This is a genomic window from Novosphingobium marinum, from assembly GCF_013408095.1.
Lineage (GTDB): Bacteria > Pseudomonadota > Alphaproteobacteria > Sphingomonadales > Sphingomonadaceae > Novosphingobium > Novosphingobium marinum.
The window spans coordinates 402,023-418,581 of sequence record NZ_JACBZF010000001.1 but is presented as its reverse complement, the minus strand read 5'-3'; the positions used below and the strand labels follow the sequence as shown (position 1 = coordinate 418,581).

Sequence of the window (16,559 nt, the reverse complement as noted above, 5' to 3'; positions counted from 1 at the left end):
ACATCTGAACAAATCCGCGCCGGCATGTCGGCAATATCCGCTTCGCGGCGCGGCTGGAGACTACATAATGGCCATGCGCATGCTAATCGATGCGCGCCACCCGGAAGAAACGCGGGTGGCGGTGCTCAAGGGCAACCGTATTGAAGAATTCGATTTCGAATCCGCAGAACACAAGCAGATTAAAGGCAACATCTACCTCGCGAAAGTAACGCGGGTCGAACCTTCCCTTCAGGCAGCCTTCGTCGATTTCGGCGGCAACCGTCACGGCTTCCTGGCGTTCAGCGAGATCCATCCCGACTATTACCAGATTCCCAAGGAGGACCGCGAAGCCCTTCTCGCCGAAGAGGCTGCGCATGCCGAGGAAGAAGCGGCTCTGCGTGCCGCCGAAAACGAGGACGACGACGCGCCCGATGCCGATTTCGAGGACGAGGGTGACGACGACGAGGATCTCGACGAGGACGATGGCGGCCTGACCGAGATCGACACGTCCGAGAAGGACCAGATCGCGACGATCGAGGCCGGGCATGTCGAAAACGGGTTCGACGACAACGGCGAATCCGACGGCCCGGACGACGAAGCCGGGTCCGGTTCCGGCGGCAGGCGACGCGGTCGGGGGCGGCGGCAGGGTCGTTCGGGCGGACGCTCGAAGCAGGTCGAGGAAGTTCGCGCCAAGCGGATGGCGCTTCGCCGGCGCTACAAGATCCAGGACGTCATCCACCGGCGCCAGGTTCTGCTCGTCCAGGTCGTCAAGGAAGAGCGCGGGAACAAGGGTGCGGCGCTCACCACTTACCTCAGCCTAGCCGGCCGCTACTGTGTTCTCATGCCGAATTCGAGCCACGGCGGCGGTATCAGCCGCAAGATCAATTCGGCATCGGATCGCAAGCGCCTCAAGGGCATAATCTCGGAACTGAACCTGCCCCGCTCGATGGGATGCATCGTGCGGACCGCCGGGCTTTCGCGCACCAAGAACGAGATCAAGCGCGACTTCGACTACCTTGCGCGGCTCTGGGACGAAATCCGCGAGAATACCCTGCAATCGGCTGCTCCCGCCCTGATCCATTCGGACAGCGACCTGATCAAGCGGGCCATACGCGACATCTACAATCGCGAGATCGAGGAAGTTGTGGTCGAGGGCGAGGAAGGATATCGCTCCGCCAAGTCCTTCATGAAGCTGCTCATGCCAAGCCATGCGCGACGGGTGAAGGCCTATTCGGATCCCGTCCCGCTGTTCCAGCGCTATGGAGCGGAGGACCAGCTCACCGCGATGTACGATCCGGTGGTGCAGCTCAAATCGGGTGGCTACATCGTGATCAACCCGACCGAGGCGCTCGTCTCGATCGACATCAACTCTGGCCGCGCCACCAAGGAGCACGGCATCGAGCAGACGGCGCTTGCCACCAACCTCGAGGCCGCGCGCGAGATCGCCCGCCAGTTGCGCCTGCGCGACATGGCCGGGCTCGTCGTCATCGACTTCATCGACATGGAGTACGGATCGAACGTCCGGAAGGTCGAGAAGGCGATGAAGGACGCGCTCAAGACCGACCGCGCCCGCATCCAGGTGGGCCGCATTTCCAGCTTCGGCCTCATGGAAATGAGCCGCCAGCGCTTGCGCACCGGCGTGCTCGAGGCAACGACGCGCAGTTGTCCGCATTGCGACGGTACCGGCCTTGTCAGGACGGCAAGTTCCGCCGGCTTGTCTGCGCTGCGCCTGATCGAGGACGAAGCCGCCAAGGGCAAGGGCTCGGTCATCACGCTTTATGCGAGCACCGAGGCAGCGGTCTACCTGCTCAATTCGAAGCGCGGCGACCTTGCCGAGATCGAGGCACGTTACGGCGTTTCGGTCGAAGTCATCCCGGAGGGCGAGAACGAAGGCGCCAAGATGCGCGTGTCATCGTCCGGCCCGCGTCCCGATTCGGTGCCCGACTTCGCGCCGATCATCGACGACGACGACAATGACGTCGAGGACATCGAGGACGACAACGACGAGGCCGAAAGCGATGAGCAGGACGGCGAACCCCGTCGCAAGCGCCGGAAACGGCGCCGCGGCGGTCGCGGTCGCAATCGCCGGAACGATGATCGCCAGGCTTCCGATGGCGACAACGACGACGAAGAAGAAGAAGAAGACGGCAAAGACGAAACCGACACGCCCTCTTCGGATCAGGACGACGAGGACGACGACGATATGCCCAAGAAGCGTCGCCGTCGCGGCGGCCGTCGCCGTCGCGGGGGTCGCGGTCGGGGAAGCCAGTCGGGCGAAGCTTGGAACGACGATGAAGAACCGTCGAGCGACGGCGAAACCGATGGCGGCGAAAATGAGACGACGGCACAGGATACGCAGCCCGATGCGGATCAGGAAGCCGAAGCTGTAACCGAAGAACAGGCCGAAGCGGCAGCCGAGGAAGCGCCGGCCGAACCCAAGAAGCGGCGTACGCGCCGCAAGAAGGCGGACGTTCCTGCCGAAGCCGAAACCGCCGTTCCGTCCGAAGGCGGCAAGGACGTGGAGGAAGCGCCGGAAAAACCCAAGCGCACGCGACGCAAGAAGGCCGATGCTCCGGCAGAAGCCGAGCAGGCCGGAGATGCGCCTGCCAAGCCGAAGCGCACGCGGCGCAAGAAGGTGGACGCTCCCGCGGAAACCGAAACTGCTGCTGCCGCCGATCCCGAACCGGTCGCCGAACAACCGGCAGCTTCCGAACCTGCTCCTGAAACAGAGGCACAGGATCGGGCCGAACCCGAGCCTGCCGGTGCGGCGGGCGATGACGAGACGGGCGATCAGCCGCGCCGCGGCTGGTGGCAACGGACCTTCGGGAATTGAACGATGGACGTCCCGGAAACGATTCCGGGACGTCCGTTCAGGCCGGTTTGACGGCCCGGCCCCATTCCACCCAAGTCGCGAACCGGGGACCGGGCAGAAGGTAACCCGATCCCGCAGGTTCACTGTCGAAGCCGGAATCCGCGATGGCCGGCGAAATCGGGCGCGACAGGTGGCAACCTCCGAACACTCGCTTCCAGGCCGGTTCTATACGATCCTGCCACCTGGCGACGTTTCGATCGGGCGAGCGTCCATGCTCGGCGAACAGGAACGTTCCGCCGGGCTTCAACACCCGCCTGAGCTCGCCGATCGTTCGCGCATGGTCGGAAACCGAGCAGAGCGTGAAGGTGGAAACGACAGTGTCGAATGTGTCGTCCGCGAACGGAAGCTCCTCGCCGAAGCCCTGCCTGATATCCGAATTCATGCCGCGCTTCGCCGCCGCTTCCCGCGCATATTCGATGCCTTTTTCGGAAGGATCGATGCCGGCGAACGCGGTAACGCGGGACGTATCGTAGAGTTCGAGGTTGATCCCCCCGCCGCAGCCGAGCTCCAGCACCCGGCCTGCTGCCGAGGGGACGAGTTGCGAGCGCAATTCCATGATCGGTTTCGCGCCGCACGCAAACCTGATGCAGCGTGGAACGACCTTGTCGTCCCACCACGATCCGAAGCCCATCGGACAAACCCCTTTCAAGATGCGAGCCTGTTCCTAAATGGACCGGGAGACAAGCATCCTTTCGCAAGTCGGCTTACTGACGAAAATCGCAGGGGTTATCTCGCCAAGCGTACACTTGCCCGATGCGGATGAATCGCTAGAGAGGAGCGACGGGACGCGGCCTGCCGCATCGCAGCAATCCAGGAACGACAAGATGGCTACCTTTACCCTTCCCAAGAACAGCAAGATTACCGGAAAGTCCCGGCATCACGAGGCGGAAGGCGGCGGCCGCATCAAGAAGTTCAAGGTCTATCGGTACGATCCGGACAGCGGCGAAAATCCGCGCTACGACACCTTCGACATCGACCTCGACACCTGCGGCCCGATGGTCCTCGATGCGCTCATCAAGATGAAGAGCGAGCAGGATCCGACGCTCACTTTCCGCCGGTCCTGCCGCGAAGGGATTTGCGGCTCGTGCGCGATGAACATGAACGGACGCAACGGTCTTGCCTGCACGACCGCGATCGAAGACCTCAAGGGCGAAGTGCGGATCACCCCCCTGCCTCACATGGAAGTGATCAAGGACCTCGTTCCCGACTTTACGCATTTCTACGCGCAGTACGCCTCGATCCGCCCCTGGCTGCAGACCGTGTCGAACACGCCGTCGGGCAAGGAACGTCTGCAGAGCCCGGAGCAGCGCGAAAAGCTCGACGGCCTTTACGAGTGCATCCTGTGCGCTTGCTGCTCGACCTCGTGCCCGAGTTACTGGTGGAATTCCGACAAGTTCCTTGGTCCGGCGATCCTGCTCCAGGCCTATCGCTGGCTTGCCGACAGCCGCGATGAGATGACCGGCGAGCGGCTGGACGAGCTCGAGGACCCCTTCCGGCTCTATCGCTGCCATACGATCATGAATTGCGCGAACGTCTGCCCGAAGGGTCTCAGTCCGGCGCGGGCGATTGCCGAGATCAAGAAGATGCAGGCCGAACGCCAGATCTGATCGGCGCCGGGTTTTCGCGTGAAATTGCCGTCCGAAGACAGTCCGTTCGTATGTATCCGCTCTGCGGAGCATCCCGGCTGGATGACGTGGGACGTTGCCGACGCCAGCGTTTTCAACAGCGTGGTCATGGCTCCGCTCCTCGTACGGCGTGATGGCGAGAAGGGTATTCTTCGCTTCTTTCCGGACCGTCGCCATGCCAACCTGGTTGACGGGCTCCACGGGGGCGTGATCGCCGCACTCATCGATATTGCCCTGTTTGCCGGATATTTCGCTCTTACCGGCAAGGATCCCAGCAACGCTGTGACGCTCGACCTGACGACGCAATTCGTAGGCGCCGGGACCATCGGCAAGCCCACCGATGCCGAGGTGGAACTGGTCAGGGAAACCGGACGCTTCGGCTTCCTGCGGGGACTCGTTGTCCAGGACGGCACCCCGATTGCCAGCTTCTCGGGCACGATCCGCAAGCCTTCCCGGCGATGACCGGCCTCATTCACCGGTACGAGGCGCTGCTCGCTTCCGGAGAGTTGCGACCGGATGCCGAGCAGGCAGCGGCTGCAGAGATGCTCGAGAAACTGCAGCGCGAACTGGAAAGCTCTCAGGCCAGTGCGAAGGGGCTGCTCGCCAAACTGCGCGGGAAAAAGCGCGAGGCAACGCGCGGCATCTACATGTGGGGCGGAGTCGGCAGGGGCAAGTCCATGCTGATGGACCTGTTTCACCAGACGCTGAAGATCGACGAAAAGCGCCGGGTACATTTCCACGCCTTCATGATCGAGGTCCACGCCCTGCTTCGCGAGGAGCGGGCGAAGGAAATCGGCGATCCGATACCGCCGGTCGCAGCCAGGATAGCCGAAAAGGCGCATTGCCTGGCGTTCGACGAAATGGTCGTGAACAATTCCGCCGATGCCATGATCATGAGCCGGCTGTTCACGAAGCTGATCCGCGATGAAGGCGTCACCGTCGTTACCACGTCGAACCGCCCTCCCCGCGACTTGTACAAGGACGGCCTCAATCGGGAGCACTTCCTGCCGTTCATCGCGCTGGTCGAGGAGGAGATGGACGTCGTCACGCTTAACGGCCCGGTTGACTACCGGCTGGACCGGCTGGGCGATATGGAGACATGGCATCACCCACTCGGTCCCGCTGCTACCGACCAGGCGCGGGAAGCGTTCTTCCGGCTGACCGATTATGCGCCGGAAGATGCCGCGCACGTGCCTTCCGCCGAGCTGGACCTGGGCGGCAATCGAGCGCTTCACGTTCCGAAAAGCCTCAAGGGCGTCGGCGTTTTCAGTTTCAAGCGGCTTTGCGGCGAGCCGCGAGGCGCGGCCGACTACCTTGCGATCGCGCGCGCCTATCACACCGTCATTCTGGTCGGCATACCGATGATGGGACCCGAGAACAGGAACGAAGCCGCGCGTTTCGTGACGCTCATCGATGCTCTGTACGAAAACAAGGTGAAACTGATCGCCGCGGCAGATGCGGAGCCCGAAGACCTCTATACGTCAGGCGACGGCAGTTTCGAGTTCGAGAGGACGGCCAGCCGGCTGCAGGAAATGCGCAGCGCGGAGTACCTTGCCTTGGGGCACGGCGAAGACTGAGCCGGGTCCGCCGAAAGGCGGCTCCAATGAAACTTCCTGGGTAGGAGCAGAACGCAAAACCCCGGCGAACACTTCGCCGGGGGCTTCGCGACCCTGACCAACAATGGTCAAGAGTAAATTTTGCGACTCGACCTCGGGAACCCCGATGTCAAAAGTCTTTCAACCCCTTCAATTCCACCAAACCGATGGAAATCAGCGGGTTAACTTAGCTGAAAAGATATTTCCAGATCGACCAGCCGATTTGCATAGCTGCCTCCATGTTGGTTGGAGGCTCTGGTTAACATCATCTTAAGCGGTTAACAAGTCCTAAAGATTCCACAGGAAATTGCCGCCATGCCCCGAACTGGGATCGCAACTGGTCGATAGGTTGCGGGTGGGCGATGTAATAGCCCTGCCCTACGTCGCAGCCCATTTCGCCGAGCATCGAGAAGACGCTTTCGTTCTCGATCCCCTCCCCGACGACGGTCTGGCCAAGATCGTGCGCGAGGCTGATCGTGCTGGCGACGATGCGTTTCGCCCTCGGATTGCTCGTGATGGCCGAGATGAAACTGCGGTCGATCTTCAGTTCGTTGCTCGGCAATTCGGCAAGGTAGCGCAAGCTTGCCTCGCCGGTGCCGAAATCGTCGATTGCCAGGCGAAAGCCCATCGCCTGAAGCTTGCGCAGGTTCTCGACGGCGCGCGGCCGGTTGTAGACGCTGGCCGTCTCGGTCACTTCGATCGTGAAGTTACGACAGTCTATCGCGTGCTTGCGCGACAGTTCGGATATCGAACTGATCAGCGAAGCCTTGTCGACGAGCTGGGCCGAAAGATTGATGCTGATCTTGAAGTCCGGCCGGACGGTCGCGAACTCCCGCGCGGCGGAAACCGCCTGTTCGAAAACCCAATAGGTCAGCGCATCGATGCGGCCGGCCTTCTCCGCCTGCACAATGAAAGCGGCGGGACTGATCGGACCACGCGCCGGGTCGTTCCAGCGTATAAGCGCCTCGGCGGCGCAGACCTGCTGCTCGGCAAAGCTCCACTGCGGCTGATAGGCCAGCCAGATATCTCCGTTGCGCATGCCCTCGTCGATACGCGCCAGCAGCGAGAGCTCCCACGGCGCGTCGGCCAGCCGGCGCGATTCGAACTGCTCGACCGTCTGGCCCGTCTTCAGCGCCTCGGTCGAACTCGCAAGCGCCATGTTTAGCCGGGTCAGCGTGTCCGCCTCATAGTTGCGGTCGAGACCGAAATGCACGTTCGTGTCGAACATCCGGTCGCCGATGAGCAACGGAGCCGAAAACAGGGCGCGAAGTCCCTCGAAGTGATCGAACTGTTCGCGCGTATCTGCCGGGCCGTCGATCCAGGCGAAGTGCCCGCCGTCGCCGTGATAAACCTCGGTCGCGTTGCTGCCGACGGTGAAGCGTCGCGCGATCTGGTTGGCGCATTCCTGATGGAGCGAGGATGGGAGGGTTGCCAGGAATTCCTCGTATCGGCTGATGGTCGCGACCACGACATCGTGTCCTTCCGGCACCTTTCGCGCCGCAAGCGCGACAAAGTTGGGCAGTCCCGAGGCGCTCGTCTCGATCACCCGGCGGCGCCACTTGCTCCAGAGCTTCAGCATGCCGAACAGGAATAGCGCCACGAGAACCGGGCCGACGTTGCTGTACAGCCCGACTTCCTGAAGCAAACCGGGCCCGACGAGGCAGGTAGCCACGATTGCGCCGTAGGCTATGCGACGCACCCTTGTCGAAGCGATGCCGGAAGCCCCCCAGGCGAGGCCTGCGAAAAGACACAGAAGGCCAATCCACCCCACGTTGGTCGATCGCCCGGACTGCACGCCTACCGATCCGGCGATGTCGAGCGCCACGGGGGAAATACGGCCGTGACCGAAATAGCCAAGCCTGCGGCCCGGTGCCGCTTCTGCGTGAACCACGACGACATTCTTGTCGGCGAGCGATACCGGCGCCACCTGCCCTGCGATCAGTGCATGCGCCGATATGACAGGAATGCTGTTCGGATCCATCGAGAAGTCGGGCATGAAATATTCGGCCGCATCGCCCCTGCGGCCTGCTATTTGCGGGGCCAGCGCCGGAAGGATTCGTCCGTCCACATCAACTTCGTAAGGCGAAGCAAGCGCGTAACCGAGGAAATTGGTGTACCAGCCCGAAATCGCGATGTCGGCATCCTGCAGTTCCGTCGCATTGGGAAAATCTATGTTGTCCGCACCGAAATTGTCCGGCGATTCGAAGCGAGCGACGATCGTCAACGGGGCCTTGAGCGCCGAAATTCCCGCCGCGAGCGCGGAAACAGTGTCGGCGTCGCTACCAAGGTCGAGATAGACGCGACGCGGGTGCATCTCGTTGAACTTTTCGAACAGTTTTCCGACCGGCGGGGCACCCGCTGCCGCATCGTCGTCACCGATTTCGACGAGAACCACGGACTGGGGCGCGGCTTCGTTTCCGAACCAGCGGAAACGGTTATTCCAATAGAGGAAATCGAGCGGCTCGACGAGCCGAAGCACCCCGCAAAGACAGGCGAATATCAGTGCCGCGACAAGAGGCTTCTTGAGGTAAGCCAGCATTTTCCGCCCGTTTGGAACCTTAACATCCTGCTAATAGTGCAGGAGGCTTAAGATCGGCTTACCATCGCATGATGCTTTACGGCGGGGCTCACGCGATGCCGAGCCGGGCGAGCGATCGATCGAGCATGAGCAACTGCCAAAGGAGCCGTCCGTGGTCCGAACTTCCGGCGATATGGGCCTGCGCAAGACCGTCGATTACCGACCTTTCGAACCAGCCTGTTCGCGCCAGCGAGGTGCTCTCCCCGATCTGTCGGGCTACGCCTGCGAGTGGTCCGCGAAACCAGTCGGCGATGGGCGTGACGAAGCCCTGCTTCTGGCGATAGAGGATTTCCTCCGGCAAGTAGCGTCGCATCGTTCGCTTCATCAGCCATTTGCCGGTGCCTGACCGGACGCGCATCGCTTCCGGAAGCGATGCCGCGAATTCGACCAGCCGGTGATCGAGCAGCGGCTCGCGCGCTTCGAGGCTGACCGCCATGCTCGCCCGGTCGACCTTGGTGAGGATGTCACCGGGAAGCCAGAATTTGAGATCGGCGTACTGCGCGCGGTCTAGACCGCTACGCGCCGGTATCGAACGCATCAACGCGACCACTTCGGCCTCTGCCCGGTAATCGCCGCGCACACGCTGGAATTCCGGCGAAAAGAGGCGATCGCGCGCCTCGGCGGACGTCACCGAAAGCGAGCGGGCATACCCCTCCTCGCTCGAGACCGCGAGCGACTGGAAGGTCGACTTGGCCCTGAATGCACGCGGAGCCCAGTCCGCTTTCGGATATATCCGGCCGAGGGTCCCGAACAACGGCGCGCGAAGGCCGGTCGGAAGCAGCCTGCGCAGCCGATCCTCGCCTTGCTGGAAAACGTGACGACGGTAGCCTGCAAAGGCTTCATCCGCTCCGTCGCCTGAAAGCGCGACGGTCACGCTCTCGCGCGCAAGCTGGCAGACCCGCCATGTCGGCAGGGCCGAAGCGTCGGCAAACGGCTCGTCGAACATGTCGACGAGCGCATCCACATGCTCGAAATCGTCGCGCGATACGATGCGGCTTCGGTGATCCGTGGCGAAAAGCTCCGCAACCGTGCGGGCGTGGCTCGTCTCATCCAGCCGCGCCACATCGAAGCCTATGGAGCAGGTCCGCACCGGTTCGCTGCTCGCTTCGGCCATCAGCCCGACCACGGAGGAGCTGTCCACCCCGCCGGAAAGAAATGCACCCAGTGGCACGTCGGAGACCATTCGCGACCGCACGGCCCTACGCAGCAAGTGAAGCAGTTCAGCCTCGAGATCTGCCGCACTTTCCTTCCTCCGGTCCGCGAACGACACATCCCACCATCGCGACGGGCGCGGCGTCGGCTTGCCGTGTTGCAGCAGGAGCGAATGGCCCGCCGGAAGCTTGGTCACGCCTTTCAGGATCGAGCGCGCATCGGGAACGTATCCCCAGGCAAGGTAGTCCTCGATCGCCAGCGGATCGACTTCGCGCCGCAGCATCGGGTGGGCCAGCAACGCCTTCAGTTCCGAACCGAAGATCACGCTGCCATCGCTCACTTCGGCAAGGAAGAGGGGTTTCACGCCCAGACGGTCGCGCGCAAGGAAAAGCGATCGGTCCGAACAGTCGTAAATCGCGAAAGCGAACATCCCATGCAGGTGGTCGACGCATCCCGGACCCCAGCGCTGCCAGGCGGCAAGAATAACCTCGCTATCGCCATCGGTAAGGAACTCGGCACCGGTAGCGCGCAGCTCCTCGCGCAATTCGCGAAAATTGTAGATCTCGCCGTTGAAGACCAGCACCGCGCGTCCGTCTGCCGATACCATTGGCTGCGGCGAGCCGGCGACATCGATGATCGACAGTCGGCGATGCCCCAGCCCTACCCCCCGAGCGGTCCAGACGCCGTGGCCGTCGGGCCCGCGATGGACCATCGCGTCGCACATGCGTTCCACGCGCGCCGGATCGACCGGCTTCGGCGTGGAAAGATGGAAGATGCCGGCGATGCCACACATAGGTCGGAAGGTGCCTAGCGGAGGCCTGCCACGCGGTCCATCCACTCGTCGAGCGGACCCATGGCGCTGCGGAAGCTCCGTAATGCCTCACCAGCGGGATAGCCGGATTTCTCCTCGGTCGAGAGAATGAGCATCGTCGTCGGCTTCTCTTTCAGCAGCAAGCGGTCGGCCATCACGTCCAGTTTGAGCCGGACATTGCTGCCGGTCGTCATGTCTCCGGTGCGGTAGTGCGTCTGCGCGAGGCGACCGGTCCGACCGAATGCGAGAAGCTGCTCGCTCTTGCCATGCTCGACACCCGGACCGGCAGCCAGCCAGGCCCAGTCGCTTTCGGGCATGAGCGCACCTTCTCCGAAGCCGCCCGCCTCGCGTCCCTCTCCCTGCGATGCATAGAGCGCCACGAATACGTCCACTTCCCGCCCGGTTGCGTCGCGATAGCGGCCCAGGAGCCGATGGTCGGCTCCGGTTGCTCTCGGCTCCCACCAGACGGTCGGTTCGTAGTCCACACGGGTCCAGCCTTCGACTTGCGGAAGCGCGATCCGTTGCGGAAGGTCGGCGGCCAGGGCGTCCGCTGCCCGCGCCCACAAAAGGATGGCAGCGACCATCGCAACAAGCACTGCAACCGCGTGGAGCGGGCGAATCCGCAGACCCGCCAGACGGTCGAAGACAGGAGAACGAGCAATGGCTTGCGCATCGATCATCGGGTCCTCGATCGGCCGGTCGAAAAACCGCCAGGATGCTGCAAGGACGATGGCCAGCACGATGGCGAAGAAGACCCAGCCATAGACGATGTGATCGAAGCCTGCCGCAGCCTCGATCCCGAATATCTGCGCCGCATAGACCGTCGCCCATGCCCGCACTCCGTTGGCAAGGATCGGCACCACCATGCAGGCGACGAGGAACAGGACCCGCCGGGTCCACGACAGGAAGCAGACATTCGCAACGAGCAGTCCGAAGGCGATCATGGCGATGAGGAACTTCACGCCCGAACATGCCTCGGCCACTTCGAAAAGCCCCGCAGGCGTATCGATGAAGACGCCCTCTATCACCGCCGGAATGCCGCTTGCCGTTACGAGCGCGATTGTGATGTCTGCGGTCAGCATCTGCAGCGCGGGAACGAGTTCGTCGCCGAACGGCACGAGCAGCAGCATGTAACCGAGCGGAAACGCCAGCCCCTTCCCGACCTTGGGCCCGAGCAGCGTCAGCGCCGACCCGATGAGCAAGGTAACCGCCCCGAACTGTCGCGCGATCGAAAGGCCTGAAAAGGCCCCGAGCAGCCAAACCGCAAGAGCGCCGGCGCAGAGCAGAAGCCCCGGCCACCACCCACCGGGCCGCAACCGCGCCAGTTGCGGGGCGCGCTGCCACGCCAGCCAGCCAAGGATCGGCGGGACGAGGAGGATGTGGTTGAAAGTGGACGAATTCCACCACTGGCCCGCCATGTCGGACCAGTCGGACCAGAATAGAGCGATCAGCAGCAGCCAGCATGCGCCGAGTTGCAGCAACGGCGCGCGCCAGGCATCCGGCACGCGCGAAAGCGCTCCGGCGATATCCCGTCGATCCGGCAACGTCTCAAGCCGCATGACGGGCAGGTCCTCCTGCAAGGCCGACGATCTCCGCAAGTGCGGTGAGCGATGCGTCCCAGCTGACGTGCTCTACCACGAAGCGACGGGCCGAGGAGCCCATCGCGGTGGCCCTTGGCTCGTCCTCGAGCAATTCGATGGCCGTCGTCGCAATATCCGTGTCGCTTTCGGCAATTGCGAAATCCCGCCCGTCGGCCGCATCGATGCCCGTTGCCGCTTCCGGCGTCAGCACCAACGGGAGTTCCATGGCCATCGCCTCGAGCACCTTGTTCTGCACGCCGCGCGCCAGCGAAAGCGGGACGAGCGCAAGGTCCGCGCCCTTCAGCCACGTCCGCATATCCTCGACGGCGCCCCACACGTGGACCCCGCCTGCTCCGTCACGAGCGCTCAGGCGGGCGGGCGGATTGCGGCCGACGATATGAAGGCTGGCGTCTGGAAAGCTTTGCCGGATCCGGGGCAGAATTTCGTCCATCGCGCGGAAAGCGGCTGCGACGTTCGGCGCATAGTCCATCTGGCCCGTGAAAACGATCCGCGGACCCGGCAGTTCAGCGAGGCGCGGTTCGCAGCGTACCTTTGCGGGATCGAAAAACACGCTGTCTATGCCGTTTCCGAGCACACTGATCCGCGATTGCTCGCAAACGGTCATTGGCAAGCGGGATGCGAACAGTTCGGCTTCGGCGCGGCTAATCAGCGTCACGCGGTCGGCACGTCCGCTGAGCCGTGCCTCTTCGTTGCGGAGTAATCGTCCTTCGCGCGCGTTGACGAAACGCATCGGTCCCGAGCCGCTTTGGGCGTAGGCTTCGAACTTGGCGGAATCGACATCGACGAGATCCACGATCACGCGTCCGCCGAAATCGTCCGGGACATACTGCCCCATCTGGCCCGAGAAGACGTAGATGGCTGTAACGGGCCTCGTGGCGAGCAGCTCGTCGATGTAGCCTTGAAGCGCACGGCTGTGGAACGCCGCGACCGAAACGGGCCGTCCGCGCATCAACGCTTCGACGCCCGCGAGCGCCAGCGGCTTGGAGCGCCGGACCAGGCGATGGCTTGCCGCGATAACAGCGAGCTCGGCCTGCGCGGCCATGTCGCGTTCGTCCTCGCCGAAGGTCGCGACGTGAACCGGTGCCAGGCCGGCAAGCTTTTTGAGTATGTGATGCGAACGGATCTTGTCGCCACGGTCCGGCGGGAAAGGTACCCGGTGCGCGATGAAGAGGATTTCGCCCATTAGCCGAGGCCGCGTGCGATGAAGGGTCCCAGCCCGTTCGCAACTCTCAGCGGCAACTTCTGCCAGGCGGCGACCTGCAAGCGGTGCCTAGCGCTCGATGGATTGGCATCTCGCGGATCGAATCCCGGCGCCGTCCAGGCCGCGTAAGCCAGGGGCGCAGGTTCGAAACCCCAGTTCTTCTTGAAGTAGTAAGCCCCGCTATCCGTCTTCGAGCGTCCGAAATCGAAACGGGTACACCCGCGCCGCCGGGCATGGAGCATCAGTTCGAAATACATTCGCTCGTTCGCGCGCAGCCGCCGGGCGTCCCAGGTACCTCCGCCCCAGTACGGCATCACGGTTCCGCGATGATAGAGCGACAGGACGCTTGCAACCGCCTTGCCTTCGTGAGCCACGGTAAGGATGTCGGCGGCATCACCGAATGCGTCGAGCACTGCGTCGAACAGCGATTTCGGGAATACCGGGGTCCCGAGATTGCGCACGCTCTCGGCATAAACCCCGTAATGCGCTTCCCGATCGGCAGGCGTAGTGCCGGTGCGGACTTCGAGGTCGGCATTGAGGCCCTTGCGAACCTCGGCACGCTGCTTGCGCGGGATAGCCTTTAATTCGGCCTCTTCGTCGGTCGCAAGCTCGCGGTCGAAATTGCAGTGCGATGCGGTCTGGACATGCCAGCCGTCGCGCCCTTGCGGAAGCGCGCCGCCGCGAAGTTCGATACTGGGGCAGGACTGGCGCTCTGCCAGTTCCCGCGCGGCAGCGAACAGTTTTTCGGCCTTGTCGGGCGCCTCCGTCAGCAGGCCCCCGCCGACCGCGAAGCCGCTGGAGGCGAGGACCCGCCCGAAGATCGGCGAATGTATCTCGTTGAACGGAAGGTAAGCGCGAATTGCGCCGCGCGCTTCGTCAACGAGGGCACCTGCACGGTTGCCTGTGCTTTCGGCCACGGCGCAAAGCCATTTCGGACCGTGGAACGGGCTCGAATCGTCCCGCTCGGCCAGGAACGCGTCGATACGCGCGCATTCGAGCGGATCGCGCAGGTCGGCGAGCCGGATACCGTCGCGCGAGAGGACGAAGGGGGCATTCATGCCGCAAGCGTGACGGCCCGTGCCGCCTCCCGTGCCGCGAGGACGTCCATCCGACCCCACTGGAATTCGTCGATAAGCTGGCGAAGCTTGTCGGCCATGCAATCGAGGTTCGTGTAGTGACGAAAGCGCGAACGGGCAGAGGCGCCGGCGACGCGCGGTTGTTCGGGATCTATCTCCCAGGGATGGAAGTAGAATACGGCCGGGCGCCCCTCTCGGCGGATTACCTGCCTGATCGCCCAGCGCGAGAAGCCGTAGGGGAGGACGCGAAAGAATCCACCGCCACCCGCAGCCAGCCTGCGTCCGGCGAACGTGGCCGTCGTAACCGGCACCTCGACGAGGTCGGACCAGGGAAGTGGGCGGAAGGCGAAGCGCGGCGCATCGCGCCACCCGTAGTGATCGTGTGCGACCGGAGCGACGCTCGAACTGTATTCGAAGCCCTGCTCGGCCAGCGTCATGTAGGCCCACGGCGTACGCTGGTCGATCGAGAAGCTCGGCGCGCGATAGCCGGTTACCCGCACTCCCGCGATGTCTTCCAGCGTCTTCTTGCTGCGCTCGATATCCTGCTCGAATGCCTCGCGACCCAGCCGGAAGACGCGCGCGTGATCCCAGCCGTGGCTGGCGAGTTCGTGGCCCTCACCGGCGATCCTGCGCATCAGGTCTGGATGGCGCTGCGCCACCCAGCCCAGCGTGAAGAAGGTGGCATGCACGTCGGCATCGGCGAACATCTGCAGGATGGCATCGCAATTGCGCTCGACGCGGTCGGTCAACTGGTCCCAGCTGCCGCGCTCGATCACATCCTCGAACGCGCCGACCTGGAACCAGTCCTCCACATCGACCGAAAGGCCGTTGGTAGGCGTGAAGGCCTGCACTTCGATACCTCCCGGCCCCGGTCAGGCCGCGGCGCGATGATAGTCGTCGGTCTCGATCCACTCGATCAGCATGGTCAGCGTGTGGCGAATGGTGCGGTCCTGCTCCATGACGCGGGCCTCCATCGCCGACAGCTTCTCGGACAGCGCGGCGATCTCCTGCGCGGCCGAAGTGTCGGGAGCCTGCGGTTCGGGCACTTCCTCGATGGAGTTGGCCAGTTCGATCACGGCCTGCTGGAGTTCGGCGATCTGCGCGTCACGCTCGGCAAGCGCTGCCTCGATCTGCTCGGCGGCCATGGTTGCGAGAGCCGGCTCGGCAGCTTCCGCTTCGGTTTCCGGGGTATCGGTTTCGGCCAGCGAGGCGGTCGCCGCCGTTTTCGATCCGGTCGGAAGCGGCGTCGGCGTGCCGTCCTCGCCCAGTTCCTCGACAACCTGCTTGAGCATCGCCCCGTCGATCCGCGTACGCTCGTCGACCGCGCCAAGCAGGAGCAGGCGGTTGAGAATCTGGTTGATACGGCGCGGCACGCCGCCGGTGACGGTATGTATCTCGGCGAAGACGCGCTGGTCGAAAGCCGGATTGCCGTCCCACCCGACGCACTTCATGCGGTGCTCGATATAGGGCTGGACTTCCTTGGGCTGCATCGCCTCAAGGTGGTGCGTGGCGATCACGCGCTGGCGAAGCTGGTCGAGATCGGGATGCTCGAGGAGCGTCGTGCGGAATTCCGGCTGGCCCAGCAGGAGTGTCTGGAGAAGCGGGTGCGAACCGAGCTGGAAGTTCGACAGCATCCGCAATTCCTCGAGCGCATCGATCGAGAGGTTCTGCGATTCATCGACGATCAGCAGGCACCTGCGTCCCGCGCGTGCTTCCTCGTGCAGGAAGCTTTCGATCTGGCCGAGGGCCGAAGCCTTGTCGTGCCCCTCGACCATCAGGCCGAACGACTGCGCCACGACGTGCACGAGTTCCTCGCCGTCGAGCTTGCTCGTCACGACCTGCGCCGCAGTGAGGCGGGCGGGATCGATCGTTGCCATGAGATGCGCGACGAGCGTGGACTTGCCCGCCCCTACCTCGCCGGTAATGACCACGAAGCCCTCGCCCTGCGCGAGGCCGTATCCCAGGTAAGACAGCGCCTTGCGGTGCGTCAGGCTCTCGAAATAGAAGGCCGGGTCTGGCGTAAGCTGGAAAGGCCGCCCGGTCAGTCCATAAAAGTCGTCGAACATCGT

12 protein-coding genes are annotated in these 16,559 nt (G+C 63.5%); 4 read left to right on the top strand and 8 right to left on the bottom strand.

Annotation, left to right across the window (positions count from 1 at the left end):
* Window positions 1-67 precede the first annotated feature (67 nt).
* Window positions 68-2,812, top strand: a complete 2,745-nt coding sequence (locus FHS75_RS01980; RefSeq protein ID WP_179406044.1) for an Rne/Rng family ribonuclease — start codon at window positions 68-70, stop codon at window positions 2,810-2,812.
* A 37-nt stretch (window positions 2,813-2,849) separates the two neighbouring features.
* On the opposite strand, the gene FHS75_RS01975 is transcribed toward FHS75_RS01980, so the two are convergent.
* Window positions 2,850-3,482: a class I SAM-dependent methyltransferase gene (locus tag FHS75_RS01975; RefSeq protein ID WP_179406043.1), complete on the bottom strand. Its 633-nt coding sequence runs from the start codon at window positions 3,480-3,482 to the stop codon at window positions 2,850-2,852.
* Window positions 3,483-3,675: 193 nt separating this feature from the next.
* Here FHS75_RS01975 and FHS75_RS01970 point away from each other — a divergent pair, with 193 nt between their 5' ends.
* From FHS75_RS01970 to zapE, 3 genes are read left to right on the top strand one after another with little or no spacing between them, the layout of a single operon-like run.
* Window positions 3,676-4,458 carry a succinate dehydrogenase iron-sulfur subunit gene (locus tag FHS75_RS01970; RefSeq protein ID WP_179406042.1) on the top strand — a complete coding sequence of 261 codons (783 nt, stop codon included), beginning with the start codon at window positions 3,676-3,678 and terminating at the stop codon, window positions 4,456-4,458.
* Between the two features lie 18 nt (window positions 4,459-4,476).
* Window positions 4,477-4,938 carry a PaaI family thioesterase gene (locus FHS75_RS01965; protein WP_229735460.1) on the top strand — a complete coding sequence of 154 codons (462 nt, stop codon included), beginning with the start codon at window positions 4,477-4,479 and terminating at the stop codon, window positions 4,936-4,938.
* A complete protein-coding gene (gene zapE, locus FHS75_RS01960; protein WP_179406041.1) occupies window positions 4,935-6,053 on the top strand; it encodes a cell division protein ZapE in 1,119 nt (372 codons plus the stop codon). The genes FHS75_RS01965 and zapE overlap by 4 nt, the downstream gene beginning before the upstream one ends.
* Window positions 6,054-6,336: 283 nt before the next feature.
* On the opposite strand, the gene FHS75_RS01955 is transcribed toward zapE, so the two are convergent.
* The 7 genes from FHS75_RS01955 to FHS75_RS01925 form a co-directional block, all read right to left on the bottom strand.
* Entirely contained in the window at window positions 6,337-8,610 is a 2,274-nt protein-coding gene (locus FHS75_RS01955; RefSeq protein WP_179406040.1) for an EAL domain-containing protein, read from the bottom strand.
* Window positions 8,611-8,698: 88 nt separating this feature from the next.
* Entirely contained in the window at window positions 8,699-10,594 is a 1,896-nt protein-coding gene (locus FHS75_RS01950) for an XrtA/PEP-CTERM system amidotransferase (protein WP_179406039.1), read from the bottom strand.
* Window positions 10,595-10,608: 14 nt separating this feature from the next.
* The gene (gene xrtA, locus FHS75_RS01945; RefSeq protein ID WP_179406038.1) at window positions 10,609-12,171 is read right to left on the bottom strand and encodes an exosortase A; all 1,563 of its coding nucleotides are present in this window, start codon (window positions 12,169-12,171) and stop codon (window positions 10,609-10,611) included.
* Window positions 12,161-13,396 carry a TIGR03087 family PEP-CTERM/XrtA system glycosyltransferase gene (locus FHS75_RS01940; protein WP_179406037.1) on the bottom strand — a complete coding sequence of 412 codons (1,236 nt, stop codon included), beginning with the start codon at window positions 13,394-13,396 and terminating at the stop codon, window positions 12,161-12,163. Before FHS75_RS01940 ends, xrtA begins: the two co-directional genes overlap by 11 nt.
* Entirely contained in the window at window positions 13,396-14,472 is a 1,077-nt protein-coding gene (locus FHS75_RS01935) for a FemAB family XrtA/PEP-CTERM system-associated protein (RefSeq protein ID WP_179406036.1), read from the bottom strand. Before FHS75_RS01935 ends, FHS75_RS01940 begins: the two co-directional genes overlap by 1 nt.
* The gene (locus FHS75_RS01930) at window positions 14,469-15,341 is read right to left on the bottom strand and encodes an XrtA system polysaccharide deacetylase (protein WP_179406035.1); all 873 of its coding nucleotides are present in this window, start codon (window positions 15,339-15,341) and stop codon (window positions 14,469-14,471) included. The genes FHS75_RS01935 and FHS75_RS01930 overlap by 4 nt, the downstream gene beginning before the upstream one ends.
* 21 nt (window positions 15,342-15,362) lie before the next feature.
* Window positions 15,363-16,556, bottom strand: a complete 1,194-nt coding sequence (locus FHS75_RS01925; protein WP_179406034.1) for an XrtA/PEP-CTERM system-associated ATPase — start codon at window positions 16,554-16,556, stop codon at window positions 15,363-15,365.
* Window positions 16,557-16,559 lie beyond the last annotated feature (3 nt).